Here is a 24,916-nt window from a genome sequence, read left to right on the forward strand (position 1 = left end):
AAATAATATATATTCCTGAAATACCAAACCCTCTAATCATGTGATTAGAGGGTTTTTATTTTGCCTATAGATGGTAGTACTAAGCAGCAAGGGAATTTAAACTCCCTTGCGATGCTCTTATTTTAATTCACTTGAAGATTTACCAAGCTCACGACGCGCAATAATTAATTGTTGAATTTGCTGAGTACCTTCAAAAATATCAAGAATTTTTGAATCACGTGCCCATTTCTCAAGTAGTTCGTCTTCGTTATAGCCAACACTTGCTGCTAACTCGACACATTTTAAAGTGATCTCGTTACCAACACGACCTGCTTTTGCTTTTGCAATAGAAGCTTCTTTAGAGTTTGGCTTTTTGTTATCAGCCATCCATGTTGCTTTTAACATGAGCAGACGAGCAGCTTCCCATTCAGCCTCCATATGGTAGATTTGAGCTGCAAGGTTAGAAGCATGTAGGTAGGGAGTCGAGTAATCAGGATCAAGCTGATCTTTAAAAATCTCTTTAATACGCTCTAGTGAAGCTTTTGCACAACCGATTGCCATTGCTGCAACTAAAGGCCGAGTATTGTCAAAAGTTTCCATTACTCCGGCGAAACCTTTAGCAACATCCACTTCGGCATTACCCAAAAGGTTCTCAGCAGGTACACGGCAGTCAATAAAACTAATCACTGCCGTATCTGATGCTTTAATTCCTAATTTATGTTCGAGACGTTCGACCTTCATGCCAGGCGTACCTTTGGGCACTACAAATGATTTAATCGCTGCACGGCCAAGTTTACGATCAAGTGTGGCCCAAACAACGACAGAGTCTGCACGTTCGCCAGAGGTCACAAAAATCTTTTCACCATTTAAAATATAGTCATTACCATCTTTGGTTGCTGTGGTACGGATAGCGGCAGAGTCGGAGCCACAACCAGGTTCTGTGATGGCCATTGCTGCCCATGTTCCTTTGAAACGCTCCAATTGTTCATCATTTGCCACAGCAGCAATTGCTGAGTTTCCAAGACCCTGACGAGGCATACTCAGTAATAAGCCTGTATCGCCATAACACATCTCAATAATTCCAAGAGCGGTCGACATGTTGGTTCCATTGCGAATACCTTCATTGTCGGTATCACCGCGCTTTCCAGCACCCGCAGCACCAGCATTAATTCCTTCACCACCTTCATTCATGCCATCAATGAGGGAGGCAAGCATATCAAGTTCTTTTGGATATGCATGTTCAGCTTTATCATATTTGCGAGAAATAGGGCGTAAAACATTGATCGCAACATCATGTGCCTGATCAATCATCATTTTGAATTTTTTTGGATTTTGTAAATTCATTAAAGTATCCTCTGATTGATCATTTAAGCATGTAAGCCAGATTGTAAAATTGCAGTAGCCCGTAAATCGCGGTACCAACGTTCAACTGGATGTTCTTTTGTGAAACCATGTCCACCAAGAATTTGCACACCGTCTGTACCAATTTTCATGGATTTTTCAGCACAAAGTAGATGAGCTAAGTAAGCTTCGCGGTGAAATGGCTTGCCTGACTCTGCAAGGCTTGCTGCATTTAAAATCAACATACGCATTGCATCAATTTCAATAGCCATATCTGCAATCATGAAAGCGACACTTTGTCGATGAGAAATTGGCTCGCCGAATGCAGTTCGTTCATTGGCATATTTAATACAATAAGCTTTTACAGCTTCACATGTACCTACAGCCATTGCACACCACATTAAGTTGCCTAAATCTACAAAGGCTGTGTAATCAAAATCTGTCGCACCTAAACGTAGAGCAGGAGTGTGATTAAAGCGAAGAGTTGCTGTTTCTGTCGCTTTAAGGCCCATGGCCGGAGTGTTTTTTATTGAAATTGTTTCATTACACTGCACGACAAATACATCTGGTTTACCGTTAAAGTCTGCACTTACTAAAAATACATCAGCTAAGTCGCCTAAAATCACTAATGTTTTTTCACCATCAATAAAAAACTGATCATTTTCAAGTGATGCTTTTGTTTTTAAAGCATAAGAATTAAATGCTGGAGTTGTTTCTTGAACAGCAAAAGTTGCTGTAATGTCTGAGTCTTCTGCAAAACATGGTAGGTACATCGACTGAACTTCAGCAGAACCCCAACGTGTTATTGCATTAATAACGCTAAATGTACTGAGTAATCCTGCTGTAAGGCTGAAATCACCTTCAGCTAGTTTTTCAGCAATTAATAAGTTACTAACGATATTTTGTTCGGCTGCTACTCCACCGAGTGCTTCTGGAAGTGCATAATAGTTAAGTCCTAAATCTTCAACATATTGCCAAAGACTTTCAGGAAACTGAGCTTCCTGATCGGCATCATGAGCTAACCCCAATAAAACCTCTTGAGCAAATTGAGACATTGCTTCAGAAGTCATTTGTTGTTCTTCGGTTAGACTTAAATCAAATAAATTTTTTTGTTGGCGAGGTAAACGTTGTTGAGAGATTTGCTTGGGCTTAAACGCTTTTTGAGTCTGCGTTAATGCTCTAAAGCCAGCTTTTGAACCTTGATAAAGAGATTTTTCAACAAATTTACGCAACTTGAGTTGATCAAGTACATCGCTTCCAGCCAATCTGGTGATCAGCGATAAACCCAAACCCTGAGCTTTATTGATCATACTTGTCATGATTATGGTGTCCTAACACATTGTTATTGTTTTATGCTGACACGCCTTATATTAAAAAACTATGTCGTTACTGACATTCGAAAAATGAGTAGATAAATGGTAAATACAAAATAATAAAATTATAAGTTTTTGATTTTATTTATTTAAAGTGATTTTAATATTGGGGGAGTCGAGAAGGATTGACTAGAATGACATAGAATCATTCTAGTCTTTCATTAAATCAAGCAAAGTTACGAATCATACGTCGTACATTGGTTTTTGCATCAATAACCGTCATAAATGTGTAGGCTCCAATGAATTTACGGCTAATAAACATAAACTCTTTTGGCGGAACCGAAAAATAACGTGAAGCCATGGATTTACTAGCTTGTTGCATAACACGGCTATGGAGCTGGCTTTTCTTCCAGTCATAACGTTCGTGTTCATCCATAAGACCAGCGGGCATATCTGGGTTATTTGCAGGAGTACTGAATGCTTCTGTTGCAAGTAAAAAGACATCAGCCATACCTGGTTTAATACTTTCAGGCATCGCATCAAAGAACTCGTAACCAGTCATGGCTTTGACCATTGCATCTTTATTATGTTGATAACCTGCCTGAATGAGTTGACGGGCAACTGATAGCAAGTGTTCATCAAACTGGCGAATAGCACCAAAATCTAATAATACAATTTTGTCTTGAATGTCTTGGCCATTACCTAAACGAACAAGGTAATTACCAAAGTTAGGGTCAGTTTGCATTTCACCCCATTCAAAAATTTCACGAACCGCAATCTCTAATGACGCTTCACCGAGTTGATTACGACGTTCTTGAGGTAATGACAACATCACAGGGCTATTAATTGGCACACCACGTTCAAAAGTCATGCAGAGCACTTGATTTGTGCAATATTCATCTACAATTGTAGGAACAATATAGCGCTCATCATCTTTTAAGCGTTCACCAAAGCGACGAGTAGTGGCAGCTTCAACATCATAGTCAACTTCACGATGCATCATTTCACGTACTTCATCAAACCACTGATCAAATTCACGGGTTTGTGGAACCATACGCGTCAGTTTAAGCATGTTTTTAAACAAGCTCATATCGGAGTCAATAGCATTTGCAACGCCCGGATATTGAATCTTTAAAACTAACTCTAAACCATCTGATTTACGCGTTGCACGGTGTACTTGTGCGAGAGAGGCCGTACCAATTGGCTCATGATCAATTGTTAAATCATTTAATTTAGCGCCCAATTGCTCTTGAAGATGTGGCTTAATTGCAGGCCAATCTAAAGCAACTGTCTGGTTATTTAAGGTGTTTAATGCTTGTGTAATTTCTTCAGGTAAAAAATGCTCACCATAAAGGGCCATCATTTGGCCAATCTTAACAATAGAACCCTTAAGTTTACCTATTTCAGAAACCAGATAATTAGCTTGCTCGCTCATCGCTTTTTTGCGTTTCTTTTCTTTTTCTTCCTCATTAGAAAATAAAGAAGAGGCACTTGCAGTTGCCCAACGTGTTCCTGCAAGTAAAGAAGCTTTCGCGATTGATAAGCGTCGATCCATGGAAGAAGTTTTTAAACTCTTAAGCTTATCTTTCTGATTTGACATGAAAATAGAATCCTATGCGCATCATGCAGCCAAACGCTGGTGATCTAAAATTGTAACGAATATTACATGTTTTGAGCGTATTAAAATAGTTCTCTCAGACTGAATGATCAGTCGAAATGGCTATCTTTATTTCATTAACTTTAAAATAGCCTAAGCAATTTTAAAATTTAAGAAACTTACAGCGTTCAGGTGAGTAAAACTAGGGTAAAACGGATCTTTCACAAAAACTTAAATTACATTTTAAATTGAATCTTTAATTCAGATCTCTGCATCAAATGCAGGCGATTGGTCTGAATATGTTGCAATAACATCTGTTTGACTGAATCATGCATAAAACCAAGTGCATGAGCTTTTACTATAATGATGCTAGGAAGGGTGTAAAAGAAGTACTTAACATCATCAAGAGTTGCGTTATTAAAAATACCTTGTTCAATTAACGTCTGCTGCAAAAATTGCTTTTCATTTAATACAGAATCTGATGATTCATCCCAAAAACGGTGACGCATAGCCATCAGATTGTTGTGTTTATAACTCATAAAATTGTCAGCTCAGACTTAAATCTAAATAAAATATATGGAGTCGAGCCATGAATATCAAGTTGAGATTATTTTTTATTCAGTTGCTGTTTGATTTTTTATGTAATTCTTGTAAATAGCCTAAGCAAATTTAAAAAATTTTCTAAAAAAACTATAATCCAAATAATTTCATCTATAACACTATTTATTATGACTCCTGCATGTAGACTGTTAAAAAGTAATAAAATCGAATTTTCTATTCATGAATATGAACATGATTCAAATGCTAAAAGTTTTGGATTAGAAGCAGCAGAAAAACTAAATTTAGATGTAAGGGAAGTATTCAAAACATTGATGGTTAGCGATGATAAGAATTTTTTTGTTGCAGTATTGCCAGTTAATCATCAATTAAATTTAAAAAAAGTGGCTACGGCGTTTGGCTGCAAAAAATTGCAAATGGCCAATCCAAAAGACGCTGAACGTTTAACGGGATATTTGGTCGGAGGGATTAGTCCTTTAGGTCAAAAGAAGCGTTTAAAAACCGTTATTGATGCATCTGCACAAGCGTTCAGCAAAATCTATGTGAGTGGAGGAAAACGGGGACTAGATATTGGCTTAAACCCGAAAGATCTAGCACAACTCTTAAATGCTCAATTTGTTGATGTACTTGATGAGTAAAATAAATCTTTTTCTTATCTCATTAAATTAACTAATTTTAAGATAGGTAGTATTAAATCAAGTTATTTTAATAAAAACAATTCTCATTATTATTTATATTTAGTATTATTTCGAGCCTTATAACTATCTAATAACTTTTGGGTTTGGAGAAAGGGAAAATGCATCGATACAAAAAGGTTGGGGCTAACTCAAATCATCTGATGTGTGCTGAATCACGATATTTTAAATTAAATCCTTGTTGTATTGCTCTAGCAGCAATGTTTGCGCAGCAGGTTTATGCAAATACAAATATTGAAAAGGCAGCCCTTAATAATCAACCGACACAAAAGCCTGTAGCTCAATTGCAAAAAATTATAGTGACGGCGACAAGGACGCCAAAAAATATTGCTGAAATTGCAGGCACAGTTCAAACGATTGAAAAGCAGCAAATTGAACAACAGGCAACTGCTGGACGAAAAATTGCCGATATACTGGCTCAGTTGGTTCCATCACTTGGGGTGAGTAGTGGAACAACTACCAACTATGGGCAAACAATGCGTGGTCGTGATGTCATGATTATGATTGACGGCGTATCGCAAAATGGCTCACGCGATGTTGCTCGGCAACTAAATAGTATTAGTCCAGGCATGATTGAACGTATTGAAGTTCTTTCAGGAGCTACAAGTATTTATGGATCAGGTTCTACCGGCGGGATTATTAATATTATTACGAAACGTGCTGATTCGACTAAACCAGTAAGTTTTGAAACTAAACTTGGTATTACGTCTTCCGATACATTTCGAAGTGATAGTCTAGCTTATGAAATTGGCCAATCTATTTCATTTAATAAAGATAATATAAATGGTTTTTTAGGGGCTAATTTCACTAGTCGCGGATCTCAGTTCGATAGCCATGGTGATCGTATTGCTATAGCACCTATGCAAGGTAGCCGTCCTGATACTGATACAATTGATATTAATAGTCGTATAAATATAGATTTAACTGATTACCAATCACTAAGTTTGGGTTCGCAATATTATAAAGATGAACAAGATACGAATTATGGTCCTGATTATGGGAAAAATTATATTTATGGAGGAGCGCCTAACTCATATATTGGGAAAAAGGGTTTAGAAATATCTAATCAGCCTTTTACAGAGCGCTATGCATTCAACACTCAATACCAAAATAAAGATATTTTAGGTCAGGTCTTAAATTTAGAAGGATATTACCGTAAAGAAGATGCTCGTTTCTTTCCAGTCTTTTTAGGAGGGGAAGGTACAGAAGCAAAACAATCTCAATCTGAAATCAAAGTGGCTGGTCTGCGTTCAACAATACAAAGTGATTTAAATATTATGAATCGTGATCTTAATCTAACTTATGGCTTAGATTATGAACATGAAAAAGATCAACAACACTACGAGCATTTCACAGCATTTAATACAGGTTTGACCTATAAACCTACAGGTAAAACTTCCGATGCCGGTCCAAATACAACAATTCAAAGTGCTGGCGTTTTTATACAAGGTGATTACGCTTTAACAGACCGTATGAATGTCCAGGCTGGTACTCGTTATCAATATATTAAAGCTGAAACAGAACAGTACTCGACTAAAAATGGGATACAGCCAAGCGGATCTGTAAATGACGATGCTGTTTTATTTAATTTGGGAGCGATATATAAATTAACAGATGAGCAGCAAATATTTGCTAATTTCTCTCAAGGTTTTAGTTTTCCAGATGTACAACGGATGATGCGTGATGCATTTAATATCTCAACAGCGAATATCCAACCTATTAGTGTAAACAGCTATGAACTAGGCTGGCGTTTACAAGGGGAGCAAAGCCTAAATCTAGGTATAACAGGTTTCTATAATACCTCAGATAAAGTTGTTCAATTCTACAAGAACAGTAATAAAGAAACTGTTGCTGAGGTTATGGACAAAGACCAACGTGTATATGGTGCTGAACTAACGGCGACCTACCCATTTATGGAAGAGTTTAAAGTTGGGGGAACACTGGGTTATACGCGAGGTCAATATAAAGATACGGATGGTAAATGGAAAGAGTTGAATGCTTTTCAAGTTTCACCAATCAAAGGTACTGTTTTTGCCGAGTGGAACAGTGATGAAGGATATGGTGCTCGTATGCAAATTCTTGCTATAAAAGGTACAAATGAAGCAGTAAAAGATGGTTCACTTTCAGCTGTAAAAATTAAAGGCTATAGCACGATGGATGTTTTGGCTCATTTTCCAGCTTGGAAAGGACGTATAGATTTTGGTGTATATAATGTTTGGAATAGAGACTATCGAACTATTTATAGTCAACAAGCAGAAAAAGTATATGGTCTTGTAGAAAGTATACCAGCTGAAGGGCGTACTTACGGCCTCAGTTATACATTTAATTATTAATGTGAAGTGAGATAGGGAATATCTATAAATCATAGGTATTCCTTAATAAATTTAAAAAAAAAATAAAATAAACTTGCATTATTAAATGTAAATGATTATCAATATCCATATTGAAGGTTGAGAAACGTTCTAGTAATTAAGATTAACGTCTACTACTGTAATGCTAAGTTTTAGGCGATTTAAAGTTATACCAGAGACTCCAATAACAATGGTGTTGAAAAAGATGAGTTGATTTCTGGTATGTGAGCGCCTGCAGGATATTATAAAAATAGGCAGGTTCAACTAGCGGTAAATGGAACAAAGAAAAATAAACATTATCAGCGCAACAAAAAGAACTAATCAAAAGCAGTAGGCGAGGATGGCCTGCTGTTTTTGTAATTAAAGTTAGGTTCATAGTTATTTATACATTTCAACTCTTTTGGACATTTAACTCTATACAGTAACAGATCGAGTATGTTTTTGATTAAAAAATAACCACTAATGTTTCATTTATTAACATCCTACCTTTTTAGCCATTTTTTTGTATACCCTGAATAAAACATGATCAAAAAAAGAGGTAAAAACGTGCTTATTTTTCATGGAAAACCTGTTCACGGAGCTATCTTCGATATGGATGGGACAATGTTTGACACTGAGCGATTACGGTTTCAAACATTGCAACAGGCATCTCAAGAACTCATTGGACAGGAGTTTTCACACGAATATTTAATGCAATGTTTAGGCTTAAGTGCAACTACTGCTGAGCAACTGGCTCAACGTCTATATGGCGTAAATGTTCCATATAAAGAAATTCGAAAAAAAGCTGATGAGATGGAGCTCGAATATATTCGAAAACACGGCGTACCGATTAAAAAAGGTTTGGTTCAAGTTTTAGAACGTTTACGAAAATCTGGTTTAAGAATGGCTGTTGCGACTTCAAGCCGTAGGGCAATTGCCGAAGAATATTTAATTAATGCGAATGTTTATAAATTTTTTGATGTGATTACCTGTGGTGATGAAGTAGAGCAAGGAAAGCCGCATCCAGAAATCTTTTTAAAAGCTGCTAGTCAACTTCACTTGGACGCTAACCAGTGTCTTATGTTTGAAGATTCTGAAAATGGTTTAACTTCAGCTCACACTTCAAAAGGTTTAACGATTTTATTAAAAGATATTAAAGAACCAAATGACGAAATGCTGGAAAAAGCACATTTTTATTATGATCAGATGTATGACTTTTTAACCGATCTCGACCAATTTATCCCTGTTATGGACATGCCGGAAATGCAGGAACCTTTTCCGCAAAGTCTGAATCAACTTACAGTTGGGATACATGGTTTTGGTGCTATTGGCGGTGGTTACGTAGCGCAAATCTTGTCACATTGGGATGGGTACACAAAACCAAAAAAAATTATTGCTTCAACACGTAATAGTCTTTTTCGCGAAGCTGTGAATGCATTTGGAACATATAGCATTCGCTATGGGCAATTTTCTTATGATGAACGTATTGAGAATATGACCATTGTTGATTCTGAAAATGAACAACAAATGTTGGAGATGTATACCCATTCAAGTTTGATCGCACTGTGTTTACCCGAACAGGCCATCGAAGTTGAGGCAAAAATAATTGCAAAAGGGCTATATGCACGTTTTAACTCATCACTTGAAACATGTATTGAACCGTTAACTTTTCTAATTATTTTAAATAAAGTCGGTGCGAAATATTTAGTTATGAAACATCTTAGAGAAGCTCTACTAGAATTGACCAACGATGAAGATGTGACTGAGCATATTTTAAAAGAACATTACTTTTGCGACACCGTTGTAAACCGCATGGTTTCAAAGCTATCTAATCAAAATTTATATCGCCAACTTCGTATTAAGCATAATTTTCTTGAACAGCATTTAGAAGATGTGGAAAACGAGGAACAAATCGAAATTGAAGACTGTAATAAATTGACTCAAGATCAGCAAAATCAGGCATCTTTATATGTTGATAACATGCGCCGTAATTTTCAGCCAGGCCATATATTACAAAGCATGGATCTAATTCTGTTTCATAGCGAAACGGATATGCCAATTTATGTAGAAAAAGGCAGCCCTTTACTTGAAAAGTTGCGTCAAGTTGTCTTGGTGAATCAGATTACAGACATTCAATTAATCAAAAACCGACTATGGAATGGCGTGCATGCCATGCTTGCTTGGTACGCATCTTTACTAGGTTATGAGTCTATTGGTGTTGCCATGGGGGATCATTCAGTTAAAGTGTTTGCAGAAAACTTAATTAGAGAAGTAAAGCAAGGGCTTGCAATTGTATTACCTAATTATGCAAAAGATCTGGACCGCATGGCACAAAGCTTTCTAGACTCATGTGAATATGCTTTTAAAGATCCTTGTCAAAGAGTGGCACGAGATCCACTTCGCAAGTTAACTCATAATGAAAGAGTAATCGCATCAATTGAGTTAAATATCGCACATGATTTACCTTATAAAAACCTATTAAAAGGTGCTGCTTTGGGTTATGCCTATGCGATTCAATTTTTAGAAATTGAAGAGACTGATGCAATTAAACATTTGCACGAGCAAGTTAAAAAACTGGATATGAGTGCTGCTCAAAAAGCACAACTTGAAGTTGAGTTAACACAATTAGTTCAATATTTATTTTCTGAACAAGGCAAACAGCCTTTAAACATGAATATTGTCAACTCACAAAAAGCGCGAACTCAATATGCCTAAATCCTTTTAATTATGCTCTACAACTGAAAGGCAAACATGCTTTAATACAAAAACTTAATGATTTTGAATTAAAGCTGTGTTGCTAAAACCCTCGACGTTCATGATGCCAACATCTATACGGGATTATCCTGAGTGGCATCTTGGGCGCCAAAATTATGCGTTATGGTATTTAGAAATTAATGATCAAAAAATAGTTGATTATTTAGATGCCTTGCGTGCACATTTTTCAGAATTTTTAATAGAACCTAATCATCGCCAATATCATGTCACATTATTTATATGTGGATTCTTAACTAACGAAACTAAAATTTATGGTGATGACTTTAGTTTTGGTGAGTTTGTACAGCAAAGAGAAATCTTAAGAAAAGAAGATTTTGCTCCGTTTTATTTAAAAATTGGTTCAGTCGATAGTTTTAGTAGTGCTTTATTTGTAGAAATAGGAGACACCGAAAATATCTTATCTCAGATACGCCAAAAGTTAGGTTTAGTTTCTAATGAAATTGCGGCTTTAGAATATTGTCCGCATATTACTTTGGGGTTGTATAAAAAAGACTATAGTAGTGATTTGATTTTACATAAAATTTCTGAATTACCTGTACAATACAAACACACTGAATTTGACTTTAAAGTTGAGCATTTAACATTTGGTTATTATCAAGCTCAAACTTTACAAGGTAAGTTATATCCATCTCAGCATTTGTTCTTAGGTGATTCATGTTGCAACTGATTTTGGGTGGAGCCCGTTCTGGCAAAAGCCGACTGGCTGAACAAACAGCAATAAATATGCAATTAGCTGTGACTTATGTTGCTACGGCGCAAGCGCTTGACCCAGAAATGCAAAATCGAATTGAACACCATCAAAATCAACGTCCTGCTCACTGGTCTTTGGTTGAAGAACCATTAAATTTAGCAAATGCTCTACAAAAAATTGATCGCCCTAATCAAATTATTTTGGTGGATTGTTTAACACTTTGGCTAACCAATTTGTTACTTTTAGAAGATCAAAATATTCAACAACTTGAGTGTGAGCAACTATTAAAAGTTTTACCCACGCTTCAGTCAGAAATTATTTTAGTAAGTAATGAAACGGGTTTAGGCGTTGTGCCACTCGGTGAGATTAGTCGTCGGTTTGTCGATGAAGCAGGCAGACTACATCAAGCTCTAGGGCAAATTGCAAATAAGGTTGTGTTTTGTGTGGCTGGTTTTCCAATGATTTTAAAAGGTGAGAAATAAAATGAACTGGTGGTTAGAATCTGTACAGAAACCTGATGTGGACGCAAAACAACAAGCTGAGCAACACCAGCTTCAACTGACCAAACCTACAGGTGCTTTAGGTGATCTAGAACTGATAGCAGTAAAACTTGCTAGTTTGCAATCAAATGCGCATCCACACATTAACCATCCATGGATTACAGTTTTTGCTGGCGATCATGGCGTGGTTGAAGAAAATATCTCTGCATATCCTCAAGCCGTTACCCGTCAAATGTTACAAAACTTCACGACTGGTGGCGCAGCAATTAGTGTCATTGCCAAATATCATCAAGCACATTTACAAGTGATTGATTGCGGTACAGTTGGTGAAGCATATCAATATGCAGGGGTTGAACGTCATTGTATTCGTGTCGGCACAGCAAATTTTGCTAAACAAGCCGCAATGAATGCAGATGAATGTCTTGCTGCTTTAGAGTTAGGAAAAAACAGTGTAGACACGGCCAAATCTAAAGGTGCAGATATTTATATTGCTGGTGAAATGGGAATTGGAAATACCTGTTCTGCTTCTGCCTTAGCATGTCTTTTATTAAATGATACTGCCGAGCAATTAACCGGAGTCGGTACTGGAATTGGTGCAGATCAGTTAAGACATAAAATTGAAGTAATTGAAAAGGCAATTGAACTTCATCATAAACATGTTACTGGCGATGCGTTCAAAACACTGTGTGCAGTTGGTGGATTGGAAATTGCGGCAATTACAGGGGCTTATATCCGCTGTGCGCAGGTGGGCTTACCTATCATTGTGGATGGTTTTATTAGTTCGGTCGCTGCTTTATGCGCAGTGCGGATGAACCCTAAAGTACTTGACTGGATGCTTTTTGGGCATCAATCGGCAGAATATGGCCACCAACGTATTTTACAAGAACTCAATGCTGAGCCGATTTTAAAAATGAATTTACGTTTAGGTGAAGGTAGTGGTGCTGGCGCTGCTTTGGCATTGGTTAAAATGGCATGTGTATTACACAACCAGATGGCTACATTTGCCGAAGCTGCTGTAAGCGGGGATAAAATTGGGTAAATTTAGAATTGATTTGCTCAGACATGGCGAAAGTCAATATAGCCATACTTTACGTGGTCATTTAGATGATGAGTTAACGGCAAAAGGTTGGCAGCAAATGCAGTCAACCATTGAGCAAGTGGCTAATCAGCCATGGGATGTTATTATAAGTTCATCATTAAAGCGTTGTGCTTGTTTTGCTGAGCAACTTGCGAAGACAACTCAGCTGCCTTTACTTCTAAATCATGACTTAAAGGAAATGTATTTTGGTGATTGGGAAGGCGTCTCAACTCAGCAAATTTATGAAACTTCACCCGAATTACTTGCAAATTTTTGGCAAAAACCGAGTCAATATTGTCCACCTCGCGCAGAAACATTAAACCAGTTTCAAATAAGGGTTCTTAAAGGCTTTCAAGATTTGCTGAAGCATATGCAAAAGCAAAACTTACAGCATGCTTTAGTTGTTACTCATGGCGGTGTGATTAAGCTATTGGCTTGTTTAGCCAGACAACAACCTCTAGATGACTTACTTAAAATGCCAGCAGAGCTTGGAAAATTATATTCACTCGAATTTTATGAAACAGATGGTCAAGTAACTTTTAAGTTAAGATAGTAGATTTATTTTTATACACTTGTAAGTTGTTATTTTTACAATATTATTTTAGCCTGTGTAATAGAACTGTCATTGCTAATATCTAAGCTAATAGCATTTCTTATTAATCACACATCTGGCTTATGAATATTTTATTTAAAACAACTATGCTCGCCGCATCACTATTACTCGTAGCCTGTAACAATAATGATGATCAAGAAGCTCAAACTGCACCATCTACAAACCAATCAAAATATTATCAAACAAAAACGCCTTACCAACCTCAACAAGAAATAAAAAACTATGAAAAAGCACCGAATGGATTTCAGCCAGTTTTTACAGAGCTAGTGGCACGTCATGGTTCAAGAGGTCTCTCAAGTCTGAAATATGATTTGGCACTTTATAATTTATGGAAACAGGCAAAAGCAGAAAATGCCTTAACACCATTAGGTGAGCAATTAGGTGCTGATTTAGAAGCCATGATGAAGGCAAATATCTTATTAGGTTATGGCGTGGAAGGGATCCGCCAGTATGGTTATGGGAATGAAACCATGACTGGTATTTTAGAACACCGCGGCATTGCCGATCGCTTATTACAGCGCTTACCAACTCTTTTAAACTCGCAAGCATCTATATTGGTACAAAGTTCTGGAGTGGATCGTGCTGTAGATAGTGCAAAATTCTTCACTGCTGAACTCATCAAACAACGACCGCCACTGAAAGATAAAATTGTTCCATTGTCTTATACCAATTTATCGAGTGAAAGTATTCCAAGTGTTGAAGATGGTGGCGTTGATCGTTTTAAACTTTATTTTCATAGTTTGAATGCAGACGAAGACTTGGTTCAATCATTGAGTCCTAGCCAACAGAAAATTTATGATGCTAGTCAGTCCTATCAAGATTTTGAAGAAAATAATAAAGATTTAGCCCAAAAGTTAGATGAGTTATCAAAAAATACAGAAGCTGAAAAAATAGCCCAAACTGTACTTAATCCGATTTTTAAAGCAGACTTTATTAAAAAACTGGGCACAACAGGTTATAGCTTTAGCAATACCGGATCCTTTACGGTAACTTCACCTAAAGGTGAGCAAATTACAGAAAAAGGTAAGGGTAAAAATACAATTACTAGTGCAGTTGATGCAGCAGCTTATATTTATGAGCTCTATTCAATTTCTGGTGGCATGAAAGATGAGTTAAAGGGTATCGATTTTGATAAATATATGCCGTTAGATGCTGCGAAATTCTACGCTGAATTTAATGATGCAAACGATTTTTACGAAAAAGGTCCAAGTTTTACAGAGTCAAATCAAGTCACAAGTGAAATTGCTCAAGGACTTAAACAGGACCTGTTCCAACAAGTTGATGCCGTGGTGAATAAAGCTCAGCCTTACAAAGCAGTTTTACGGTTTGCTCATGCTGAAATTATTATTCCTTTGGCAACCAGCCTAGATTTACATAATATGATGCAGCCTTTACCACTACATCAGACTTATAATTACTCAACCAGCGCATGGCGTGGTGAAGTAGTTTCACCTATGGCGGCAAATGTCCAATGGGATATTTACCAAAATAGCCAAGGCAATACTTTGGTAAAAATGCTTTATAACGAAAAAGAAACTTTGTTCAAATCTGCATGTAACTATGCACGTTATACACCAACTAGTTTTTACTACGACTACATCAAATTGAAACAGTGCTATCAAATGCAATAGATTTTCAGTTTTTGAAGTCTTTAATGGGAATAGGGATTGCTATTCCCATTTTTATTTCTTCATAATCCAATTTGCTTTTAAATATAGATCAGTTAGAGACTTGGATATGACACCTTTTTGGATTGCATTGCAATTTTTAACTGTTCTGCCTATTGAGCTAAAGACAATGCCAACGGCGCAACAAAATGGTCGAGCTATTTTGTTTTATCCACTGGTCGGGCTGATTATTGGCGGCATTCTTTTTCTTATCTCGTGTCTTTTAGTTAAATTACCGGTTATTTTGCTTGCTACCATCATAATGACTTTATGGATTTGGCTGACAGGGGGATTACATCTAGATGGTCTAGCAGATACGGCAGATGCATGGGTAGGCGGTTTTGGAGACAAACTACGTACCTTACAAATCATGAAGGATCCAAGTTGTGGTCCAATTGGAGTTCTCAGCTTAGTTATTATTTGTTTGCTCAAGCTTGTACTGATTTATGTGTTGATTGAACAGCATCATACGTTATTTTTAGTCTTTGTCCCCGTACTTGGACGTGTTGTGCCGTCTATTTTGTTTTTAACTACGCCATATGTCCGTGAAAAAGGTTTAGGGCGTTCTTTAACAGATCACTTACCTAAAACAACTTCATGGATAATCGCTGGGTTCGTTCTACTATTACCTTTGTATTGGGAGTTGCAAGGGCTTATTGCCATCATTAGTTTTTTAATAAGTCTCGTTTATTTAAGACATCTGTTTATTAAAAGAATTGGTGGTATTACGGGGGATACAGTTGGTGCAGCGATTGAACTAAGTGAAACCGTACTCCTTTTTGCTTTTGTTTTGAGTTATTTTTATTTACTTTAATTTTGAGTTTCATCCAAAAATAAAAAAGCCCTCAAAAAATGAGGGCTTAATTTTCAATCTTAAAAAGATGAATTAGCGGTTTGGTAAAACATCTTTTAAAGCTTCATGCATTTCAAGCAATGTCTTTTCAGTAGTTTCCCAATCGATACAACCATCAGTTACTGATTTGCCATATTCTAAATCACAAAGATTGTCAGGAATATCTTGGCGTCCACCTTTTAAGTGACTTTCAACCATAATACCTACGATTGACTTATTACCATCTAAAATTTGTTCAGTAATATTTTTAAGAACAAGTGGTTGTAAATACGGGTCTTTATTTGAGTTAGCATGGCTCGCATCAATCATAATTTTGTTGCTCACTTTAGCTTTTGCTAAAGCATTTTCTGCTTCTGCAACAGAGCCTGCGTCATAGTTTGGTTTACCATTACCACCACGTAATACAACGTGTGCATAAGGGTTACCATTTGTATTAATAATTGAAACCTGACCGTCTTCATTTAGACCTAAGAAACTATGGCCATATTTAACAGATTGCATCGCATTGGTTGCAACAGTTAAGCCACCGTCTGTACCATTTTTAAAACCAACTGGTGAAGATAAGCCAGAAGACATTTCACGGTGAGTTTGGCTCTCGGTTGTACGTGCGCCAATTGCAGACCATGAAATTAAGTCTTGGTAGTACTGTGGAGAGTTAGGATCGAGTGCTTCAGTTGCACATGGCAAACCTTTTTCATTTAACTCAAGCAAGAGTTTACGACCAATACGTAAACCTTTTTCGATGTTAAATGAGTCGTTCATATCCGGGTCATTGATTAGACCTTTCCAACCAATTGTCGTACGTGGTTTTTCAAAATAAACACGCATAACTAGATATAGGGTATCTTTAACCTTTTCGCTTAGCGCTTTTAAGCGATCAGCATATTCGTGAGCAGCTTTTGGGTCGTGAATAGAGCAAGGACCAATAACAACAAACAAACGTTTATCTGAACCATCTAAAATATTACGAATAGTTTCGCGGCCTTTTAGAACAGTTTGCGAAGCAACATCAGATAAAGGAAGTTCTGACTTAAGCTCATTTGGTGTTACAAGAGTTTGAATGCTTTTAATATTAACGTCGTCGATATCTGGCTTTGAAACGGAATTTGAATGTGTAGTCATTGCTGTCACTGGTTCGATCATACTAAAGGTTGTTTTGTGTACTGAATATACCATGAAATAATTATGAAAATACTACATCTCATGGTATTTCAGATTGGAAAAATCCTATTGATTTTACTATCTTTCAGTCGAGTTGCCTGTTTTTTCGGCAACTACTGCTTGTTGTTGTACCACAGGTGCTTTCGGTTTTGCTTTGACTGGATGAACCATAAAGTTAACACCGAGGGCAAATAGGGTAATCCCTAGAATTTTTCGGATTAAACGTTCAGGCATACGAGAGCTAATTAATGTTCCAATAATAATTGCTGGAATTGAACCCACCAATAACCACATCAGAAGTGTAAAGTCGACGTTACCAGCACTCATGTGTCCAAGGCCAGCCACTAAGGTAAGCAATACTGCATGTACAACATCCGACCCAATAATTCGGATCATAGGTAAGTTCGGGAACATAATCACAAGTGCCATGATTCCAAATGCACCCGCACCAACTGATGAAAGAGTTACGAATACACCTAAAATGATGCCCATAATCACGATAAAGCTACGTTTTTTATGGATTGCCAACTGCTCATTTTCAGTTTGAGTGACTTCTTTAGTTCTGAATTTATTAAAGAATTTCTCAATACGCGTACGGAAAATGATGGAAACACCAGTTAAGGTCAGCATAAAACCTAACACCATGGTGAGTACAGCTTTATAGTGTGTTGACTGGCTTAAATAATGCTCAAGTACCCATGAAGTACCGAAAGATGCAGGAATACTACCTACTGCTAACCATAAAACAATTGGCCAGACAATATTGAGTTTTCTAGCGTGAACCATTGATCCACAAAATTTTGAGATTGCGGCATAAAGTAAATCGGTACCAATCGCGATATGAGGTTCAATTCTAAAAAGACTAATTAAAATTGGTGTCATTAATGATCCACCACCAACTCCTGTAATCCCTACACAGAAACCAACTAACATACCCGCTAAGATAAATTCAAAAGCACCAGACATCTTTATCGCCACTTATCACGAAACGCAGATATCTTATTCCTTTTAGAGATAAACAGTTGTCATGAATAATGATTTACTTATGCAAAAAAAAGCTAAGCAACGAAAATTTTGCTTAGCTTGTACTATTTTTCATCATTTTTTAAAGAAAATGATTATTTTGGTGACTTTAGTGGGTTAACTAAAAGTATAAGAAGAAAAGTTAATGGCGTTGCAAAGATCCACCAACTGACAAAACCAATTGAAAATTTATATTGTTGAATAAGAATAAATGCACATAAACCAAATAATATGAATGCGGCTATTTTGAAATATCGGTAATACTTTTGAGCTAACGATTTGAAATGACCTGTTGATTTCGGCGATCGATATTTCTCGCTCGCCATAAACAACATATACATCCCTAATAAAATTAAGATGAAAGCTATAAGAATCATGAGCTCACCTCAGTATTTAATTTATTCAGCTTTTTTTGAATTTTTGCGACAGCTTTATGCTGGATAGGTTGAATTTTGCAAAATATAAAAATGGCTAAAGCTGCAAATAGCCACAAAAATACATCTACACGTGCAAAGGTCCAATAATCACTGAGGCTTTGAACATACTCATGTTTAAGTAAATAAATTAGATTTAAGATTGGAAGTGCAAGACACAGCATAATAAAAACGCTAAGTTGAGTTCGCCACAAATGCTGTTTTTTAGTGATTAATGCAATGATTAAGCTAATTAACCAAACCAAGAAAAAGCTATAAACTTCATAATTGATTGTGGTTGACGTGACTGTAAACAATCGATTTGAGCTTAAATAGGCCACAGTTGCACAAGGCAATCCTACAAATGCTGCAACATTTAAACGGTCAACTAAATAGTGTCCGAAATGAAACTGACTATTTTTATTTTGAATTTGGCGTTTAAGACTCCAAAGTAATAAACCAGAAGCAATCATTACACAGCCTAAAATGCCTGAGAAAAAGAATCCTAAACGAAGTAAAGGCTGAGCAAATGTTGCCATGTGCAGGCCATAAACACCCGCATTCAATGTTGCAATAGGGCTATTATTACGTGTGTCTTCTAAGACTTTGCCAGTTGAAGCATTTAATGTAATTTGAGGCTGATTTCGAGTAATAGTGCGGTCTTCTTTTTGAATAAATGTAATTTGAGCTTGATTGGTATTTGGATTTTTTACACTCATTGTTGATAAAGGTTGGTTGCCCCAACTTTGTTGAACTTGGCTCAGCAGCTTCTCAATAGCTAAGTTTTGAGCAGGTTGAATCGATTGATTCTCAAATATAGTCTTTGTGCGGATTTCGGTAAAATATTGATAAGGGTTTTCAGGGTAAAGTTTTTGCATTCCCCAAGGCAGATATAAATAAAAGAAAATAGCTAAGCCTGTAAATGTTATGGTTAAAAAGAAGGGCAGAGCAATGACTGAAGAAATATTATGAAAGTCTAGCCATGAACGCTGAGACTTAAATGTACGTAAAGTAAAAAAGTCAGTGAATATTTTTTTATGGGTAATAATGCCTGAAACCAAAGCAATCAGCATAATAAATGCGGCAAGACATACGACTAATCGCCCAACTATTATTGGAATGCCAAAAAGTTGGTAATGGAAGCGGTAAAAAAAATCTCCGCCTAGGGTTGCCGAAAGTTGAAGTTCTTTTCCCGTATTAGCATCAAGTGTGGCATTACCATAACCGCCGTCAGCTTTTTCCCAATACATGGTGTTGACGGGACTTTCTGGTGTAGCCACAGTTAAGTACCAAGATTTGGCGTCTGGAGCGTTTTCTTGTAAATATTGATATGCTGTTTTAATAGCAATATCTTGCTTTACTTCATATTGCGCAAGTGCAGGCTGCATCCATAAATTAATTTCGTGGCGGTAATAAGATAGGCTACCCATTAAGAAAATGGCAAACACGAGCCATCCAAAAATTAAGCCAGTCCATGAGTGTAGCCATGCCATAGATTGACGTATACCTTTATGCATAACCCACCGTCCGTGTCACAATAAAGAAAAGGGCAAATAGTGCGATTGATACAATGGTCAGTCGTACTAATGATTGAATGCAGAAACCAACAATTACAAAGACTACGTAAAATAAAATCGATATAAATGCTGAAAGATAGATAGCCTCAGCTTTGTCCAGATTCAAAAGGAAAATTCCAGTGAGTCCAAGACTTAAATACGTCATACAGGCAAAGCCCATACCGAAAACTAGCAAGAATCGATAGAAAACTTTTATACGATATGACACAGGGAGATTTACAGTTTTGGACATCTTTACTGACACATAAACAAAGAATAATAAGTAAAGCCAATCCCTAAATTGGGATTGGCTACGGTATTAATATTTAAACTTTACAGCAACTGTATAATTGGCTGGAGCGCCATAAAAAGCTTGCCCATCGGGGAAACTATTTAAATATTTCTTGTCAAAAATATTATTACCATTTGCTTGAAGCGTAATATGATCATTGACTTCATAGCTTGCCATTAAATTGACTAAAGCATATGCATCTTGTTTGATCGTACTGTTTACATTTGAATCATATAACTTTATCCCATCTTGCCATTGTAAACCTGCACCAACTTTCAGCTTAGGTAAAGCTGGCGGAGTATAGGTGGTTAGCAAGTTAAGTGTCTGGTTTGGATTGTAGGTTCTTGCCTCGCCACCATTTTTTGTATCTTTAATACTAAATTGAGCATAGCCGAAAGAAAGATTTACGTTATCAGTAATTTGACCTGATAGACTGACTTCTACACCTTGTGACTCTAAATCACTCGTTGGTACTTTTCGATTAAGTGGATTTCCATCAGAGCTGCGTAAAGGGTAATTATTTTGTTCAGTTTTAAATACTGAAAGTGTTCCTGTTAAACGGTCATCTAGCCATGAACTTTTTACGCCCATTTCATAGCTTTTACCATCAATAGGTTTTAAAGCTTGATTGGTATCTTTATCAATACCAGTTTGAGGACGGAAAATTGAGGTGTAACTCATATAACCTGTATATTCAGGTGTAAAGTTATAAGTTAGTCCAACATATGGTGAGACTTTACTTTCACTATATGACATTGGTGAACCATAACTTTCACCTTTACTTTCAGCTTGGACATAGTTTGCACCAAGTAAAAGTTTTAAATCTTCATTAAGATGTAAGCGTGTCGCGGCATAGATGGAGTTAATATTCTGTTTATAGTTTGCGGCTTCCGTAAAATTCGACCAAGTTATAGATTGCGGTGTCCAACTTGCCCAATCTGTAGTGGTTGATTTTATAACGTTACTATCGTTAATCGTTCCTGTAGATTGTTTATCTTGCTGATGATTACGTACATAGCTATAGCCCAAAGATGCCTCATGTTCTTGGTTAAAAAGCTTATAGCTCCCTTCGAGATTAAAATCGACAGCATGTTTTTCTTGGTGTTCTTGGCCACCCCAAGGAGTTAGAGAAACACCTGAACCGTCAGCTTTTGGATAACCATAGTAATAGAGAAGACGGCTATTATGCTTCGTATCAAGATAGTTGTAAGTTAGCTTAGCCGTCCATAGGTCATTAATTTTTTGCTTTAATTCAACAAAAGCATTTTGAGTTTCATTATCCCAGTGTGCCCAGTCAGGGTTTGGATTATATGAACGATCATATGAAATTTGTTTACCATTGGCATCTAATAAAGGCAGAGAACCCCAGTTATTTGCATTAGGTTTATTTTGTTCTTGGCTATAACCTGCGGTAAGTAAAGTGCTATCTGTCAAATCAGCTTCAATAATACCTGCGAAACCATTTTTCTCAGAAGAATAGCGGTCAAGGTAAGAATCACCAGTTTGTTTATAGCCCATAATACGGCCACGTACTTTTCCACTCGGTATAATTGCGCCAGAAACATCAGCTTCATAACGCTGCGTATCCCAAGAGCCATAACTTACACCGCCACTTGCTTGGAATTCCTGAGTCGGGCGTTTTCGAATATTATTGATTGTTGCACTTGGATCACCGAAGGCGTTAGTTAAAGAATCAGCACCTTTAACAACTTCTACACGATCATAGAAATAAGTATCAGGATTCGTATTGTTATAGTTATAACCTGAGAGGGGAAAACCTACGCCGTCAGTTAATATATTTGAAATCTCAAAACCACGAGCCATATAAGTAGTTCGCTCAGTTTCTTGATTAGATACTGTTACACCTGGGGTATTTTTTAAAACATCTCGGGTACTAGTAAGACCAAAATCTTCTATTTGCTGACGAGTAACGACGTTAATGGTTTGAGGAGTTTCTTTAGCCTCAATATTAAGCTTGGTTGCGCTACTCGAGTTCTTAACATTATATGCTTTGGTTTGTTCAGAAGACTGCTCAGCATTTGATGCTTTAACTTGAATTGTCTGTAAAGATTGTACCTCTGAATCCTGAGCATGAGAGAGGTTCGCATAACAAATCGCGCAGGCGATTACGGTAAGCTTAAATGGTCGAGGTGGGATATTCATAAGATTAAGGATAATGTAAATAATTCTCATTTATTTTATTGTTTGTAAATGTAAGCTACAATTCAAATTGCATTGTTAATTTAGATTAAAAGATGGTGAATGAGTGTAATTTTAGATAGTTTGTACTGTGGCTGCTCTTGGTAAGTACATATAGATCAAGTTCAAGATTGATAAACCTCTATGCTAGAATGCATTATTTCAAATTCTTGGGTAAATGACCTTGGCAAACCGAAAACTTAAAATAGGCATTGTAGTTGGTGAAGTTTCTGGAGATACGCTTGGTGTGAAACTTATGCGTAGTTTTCGAGAACAAGGAATCGATGCCGAATTTGAGGGAATCGGTGGTCCTCAAATGATTGCTGAAGGTTTTAATAGTTATTACCCAATGGAAACTCTATCTGTGATGGGGATTGTTGAGGTCTTAAAAGATTTAAAAAAATTATTCGCCGTGCGTGATGGTCTAATCAATCAATGGACTCAACATCCGGTTGATATGTTTATAGGTATTGATGCACCAGACTTTAACCTTAGACTTTCGAAAAGTATTAAAGAAAAGAATCTTCCAATAAAAACAGTTCAATATGTGAGCCCATCAGTTTGGGCGTGGCGCCAAGGGCGTGTTCATGGCATCAAACAAAGTATAGATTTAGTACTTTGCTTATTTCCTTTTGAAAAAGTTTTTTATGAACAATATAAAGTTCCAGCAGCATTTGTCGGACATCCGCTAGCTAAACAATTGCCACTTGAGAATCCAATTCAAATTGCCAAACAGCAATTGGGTATTGATGAAAATCAAAAACATATTGCCTTGTTACCTGGTAGCCGCAAAGGTGAAGTAGAGCGTCTTCTTCCTATGTTACTGGGGGCTGCCAATATTTTGCATACCAAACATCCAGACATTCAATTTTTAATTCCGGCAATTAACGATGCTCGTAAACAACAGATTGAGCAGGGTGTTGAACAATTAGCGCCTCAATTAAAAGCAAAAATTCATATTTTAGAAAATACAGATAGTGAATCGAAAATTGGTCGTATGGTCATGAACGCGAGTGACGTTATTGCTTTAGCATCAGGAACGGCGACATTAGAAGCCATGCTGATGCATCGACCAATGGTCACATTCTATAAATTGCATTGGTTAACTTATTTAATTGCTAAATTCTTGGTGAAAATTCCTTATTACTCTTTGCCTAATATTATTGCGGGTAAAAAAGTAATTGAAGAGCTAATTCAAGCTGATGCCACACCTGAAAATTTAGCAGCTGAAATAGAAAAACTAATGAATGTTGAGACAGCTCAAATTCAAGTGATGCAACATTTAACTATGCATAAACAGCTTATTTCTGGAAATACAGAAGACCCAGTCCAAGCAGTCCTAAAAGTACTTGAAAAGTAAAAAAAGCCCCATTTTTAGGGGCTTTTTAAATCTACTCAGGCACGTACAATCAGCTCGTAACCAGTATATTTACGAATGTTGATAACACCAATATCAAAAATTAAATATTGGCCTTTAATCCCTTGTAATACACCGCGAATTTTCGGTGTTTTATCTAAGTTTAGAGACTTAATTTTTTCAGGATATTGTTCAACTGGGTAAACAAACTCACGTGGCAATTCATTTTCTAGTAGTTCAACCGTTTCGTTAAATTCAAGGTTTTGACTAAATTCTTCACGAATAGTTTGAATTTTAGGGGCGAACTCTTCGATTAATTGATCCCGTTGTTCAACCATATTTAAAGGTTCAGCTTCACCCTTGAGGAGTTTGCGCCAATCTGTTTTATCAGCAATTAAAGAACCAAACATGGTTTCAAGTTGACCAGATAAACGGCGTGATCCAACTTTTAAAATAGGTAAGGCTTGAGTTGCACCTTGATCTAACCAACGACCTGGCATATGGCTAACACGAGTAATACCCACTTTTAAAGCACTAGAGTTTGCCAAATATACAATATGTGGTTGGAAACAAACGCTATGGGCAAAGTCATCTTCACGACATGTGCCTAAGTGATAGTGACATGTTTCAGGTTTCATAATACAAAGGTCACATTCTGCTTTGGTCTTAAAACATTTAAAGCAGTGGCCTTGAGAATAAGACTTTGGTGTTTTAGTGCCACAAGAAGTGCAATAAATATTACCTGTCCATTCGATTTCTAGTTCTTGTCCTAAATTAAAAGGAAGATCAATTTCTGAACGGTCTAATACAAATTTGTATTCAACATTTGCCTTGGTTGTCTGTTGATCAGTTACACTAGCATCTTTTAGGCCTGCATGCATTTTATGGCAAATGCCTTGTAGTTCCATAAAGTTTAAACTCACAT

The 24,916-nt window shown here is 36.7% G+C and carries 22 protein-coding genes; 11 read left to right on the forward strand and 11 right to left on the reverse strand.

The window, feature by feature from the left end:
- Positions 1-117: 117 nt before the first annotated feature.
- From WBW42_RS10905 to WBW42_RS10920, 4 genes are all read right to left on the reverse strand, one after another.
- Complete coding sequence (locus tag WBW42_RS10905; RefSeq protein ID WP_002117964.1) at positions 118-1,323, reverse strand: acyl-CoA dehydrogenase family protein; 1,206 nt, start codon at positions 1,321-1,323, stop codon at positions 118-120.
- A 23-nt stretch (positions 1,324-1,346) separates the two neighbouring features.
- Positions 1,347-2,630 (reverse strand): acyl-CoA dehydrogenase family protein, encoded by a 1,284-nt coding sequence (locus tag WBW42_RS10910; RefSeq protein ID WP_126117803.1) that lies wholly within the window; start codon positions 2,628-2,630, stop codon positions 1,347-1,349.
- 229 nt (positions 2,631-2,859) lie between these two features.
- Positions 2,860-4,233 carry an ABC1 kinase family protein gene (locus tag WBW42_RS10915; protein ID WP_017386866.1) on the reverse strand — a complete coding sequence of 458 codons (1,374 nt, stop codon included), beginning with the start codon at positions 4,231-4,233 and terminating at the stop codon, positions 2,860-2,862.
- A 233-nt stretch (positions 4,234-4,466) separates the two neighbouring features.
- The gene (locus tag WBW42_RS10920; RefSeq protein ID WP_032056984.1) at positions 4,467-4,769 is read right to left on the reverse strand and encodes a hypothetical protein; all 303 of its coding nucleotides are present in this window, start codon (positions 4,767-4,769) and stop codon (positions 4,467-4,469) included.
- A 189-nt stretch (positions 4,770-4,958) separates the two neighbouring features.
- Here WBW42_RS10920 and ybaK point away from each other — a divergent pair, with 189 nt between their 5' ends.
- From ybaK to WBW42_RS10965, 9 genes are all read left to right on the forward strand, one after another.
- Positions 4,959-5,426 (forward strand): Cys-tRNA(Pro) deacylase, encoded by a 468-nt coding sequence (gene ybaK, locus WBW42_RS10925; RefSeq protein WP_002117920.1) that lies wholly within the window; start codon positions 4,959-4,961, stop codon positions 5,424-5,426.
- A gap of 158 nt (positions 5,427-5,584) precedes the next feature.
- Positions 5,585-7,816 (forward strand): TonB-dependent receptor, encoded by a 2,232-nt coding sequence (locus WBW42_RS10930; RefSeq protein WP_032070428.1) that lies wholly within the window; start codon positions 5,585-5,587, stop codon positions 7,814-7,816.
- A 564-nt stretch (positions 7,817-8,380) separates the two neighbouring features.
- Positions 8,381-10,528, forward strand: a complete 2,148-nt coding sequence (gene mtlD / locus WBW42_RS10935) for a bifunctional mannitol-1-phosphate dehydrogenase/phosphatase (protein ID WP_032056982.1) — start codon at positions 8,381-8,383, stop codon at positions 10,526-10,528.
- A 100-nt stretch (positions 10,529-10,628) separates the two neighbouring features.
- Positions 10,629-11,255, forward strand: coding sequence for a 2'-5' RNA ligase family protein (locus WBW42_RS10940; RefSeq protein WP_032056981.1), 627 nt, complete (start codon positions 10,629-10,631; stop codon positions 11,253-11,255).
- Positions 11,243-11,761, forward strand: a complete 519-nt coding sequence (gene cobU / locus WBW42_RS10945) for a bifunctional adenosylcobinamide kinase/adenosylcobinamide-phosphate guanylyltransferase (RefSeq protein ID WP_163114484.1) — start codon at positions 11,243-11,245, stop codon at positions 11,759-11,761. The genes WBW42_RS10940 and cobU overlap by 13 nt, the downstream gene beginning before the upstream one ends.
- Before the next feature lies 1 nt (position 11,762).
- Positions 11,763-12,818, forward strand: coding sequence for a nicotinate-nucleotide--dimethylbenzimidazole phosphoribosyltransferase (cobT, locus tag WBW42_RS10950; protein WP_032056979.1), 1,056 nt, complete (start codon positions 11,763-11,765; stop codon positions 12,816-12,818).
- Positions 12,811-13,410: a histidine phosphatase family protein gene (locus tag WBW42_RS10955; protein WP_032056978.1), complete on the forward strand. Its 600-nt coding sequence runs from the start codon at positions 12,811-12,813 to the stop codon at positions 13,408-13,410. Before cobT ends, WBW42_RS10955 begins: the two co-directional genes overlap by 8 nt.
- Before the next feature lie 122 nt (positions 13,411-13,532).
- Positions 13,533-15,101, forward strand: coding sequence for a histidine-type phosphatase (locus WBW42_RS10960; RefSeq protein WP_032056977.1), 1,569 nt, complete (start codon positions 13,533-13,535; stop codon positions 15,099-15,101).
- A gap of 106 nt (positions 15,102-15,207) precedes the next feature.
- Positions 15,208-15,951, forward strand: coding sequence for an adenosylcobinamide-GDP ribazoletransferase (locus WBW42_RS10965; protein ID WP_032056975.1), 744 nt, complete (start codon positions 15,208-15,210; stop codon positions 15,949-15,951).
- A gap of 72 nt (positions 15,952-16,023) precedes the next feature.
- Here WBW42_RS10965 and WBW42_RS10970 read toward each other — a convergent pair whose 3' ends face one another.
- Both WBW42_RS10970 and WBW42_RS10975 read right to left on the reverse strand, forming a co-directional pair.
- On the reverse strand, positions 16,024-17,133 hold the full coding sequence (locus WBW42_RS10970; RefSeq protein WP_017482234.1) for a 3-deoxy-7-phosphoheptulonate synthase: 1,110 nt from the start codon (positions 17,131-17,133) through the stop codon (positions 16,024-16,026).
- Between the two features lie 96 nt (positions 17,134-17,229).
- Entirely contained in the window at positions 17,230-18,117 is an 888-nt protein-coding gene (locus WBW42_RS10975; protein WP_032052162.1) for a sulfite exporter TauE/SafE family protein, read from the reverse strand.
- Between the two features lie 61 nt (positions 18,118-18,178).
- On the opposite strand from WBW42_RS10975, the gene WBW42_RS10980 reads away from it, so the two are divergent.
- Entirely contained in the window at positions 18,179-18,295 is a 117-nt protein-coding gene (locus WBW42_RS10980; protein ID WP_080776883.1) for a hypothetical protein, read from the forward strand.
- On the opposite strand, the gene WBW42_RS10985 is transcribed toward WBW42_RS10980, so the two are convergent.
- The 4 genes from WBW42_RS10985 to WBW42_RS11000 form a co-directional block, all read right to left on the reverse strand.
- On the reverse strand, positions 18,270-18,551 hold the full coding sequence (locus tag WBW42_RS10985; protein WP_032056973.1) for a hypothetical protein: 282 nt from the start codon (positions 18,549-18,551) through the stop codon (positions 18,270-18,272). The genes WBW42_RS10980 and WBW42_RS10985 overlap by 26 nt on opposite strands.
- Positions 18,548-20,104, reverse strand: coding sequence for a PepSY-associated TM helix domain-containing protein (locus WBW42_RS10990; protein ID WP_032056971.1), 1,557 nt, complete (start codon positions 20,102-20,104; stop codon positions 18,548-18,550). Before WBW42_RS10990 ends, WBW42_RS10985 begins: the two co-directional genes overlap by 4 nt.
- On the reverse strand, positions 20,097-20,396 hold the full coding sequence (locus WBW42_RS10995; protein WP_032056970.1) for a hypothetical protein: 300 nt from the start codon (positions 20,394-20,396) through the stop codon (positions 20,097-20,099). The genes WBW42_RS10990 and WBW42_RS10995 overlap by 8 nt, the downstream gene beginning before the upstream one ends.
- A gap of 66 nt (positions 20,397-20,462) precedes the next feature.
- Complete coding sequence (locus WBW42_RS11000) at positions 20,463-22,598, reverse strand: TonB-dependent siderophore receptor (RefSeq protein ID WP_284105520.1); 2,136 nt, start codon at positions 22,596-22,598, stop codon at positions 20,463-20,465.
- Between the two features lie 220 nt (positions 22,599-22,818).
- On the opposite strand from WBW42_RS11000, the gene lpxB reads away from it, so the two are divergent.
- Positions 22,819-23,994 carry a lipid-A-disaccharide synthase gene (lpxB, locus tag WBW42_RS11005; RefSeq protein ID WP_032057498.1) on the forward strand — a complete coding sequence of 392 codons (1,176 nt, stop codon included), beginning with the start codon at positions 22,819-22,821 and terminating at the stop codon, positions 23,992-23,994.
- 35 nt (positions 23,995-24,029) lie between these two features.
- Here lpxB and WBW42_RS11010 read toward each other — a convergent pair whose 3' ends face one another.
- Positions 24,030-24,899: a DUF2797 domain-containing protein gene (locus WBW42_RS11010; protein WP_004708933.1), complete on the reverse strand. Its 870-nt coding sequence runs from the start codon at positions 24,897-24,899 to the stop codon at positions 24,030-24,032.
- Between the last annotated feature and the right edge of the window lie 17 nt (positions 24,900-24,916).

It is taken from the genome of Acinetobacter sp. LT1 (assembly GCF_059800965.1).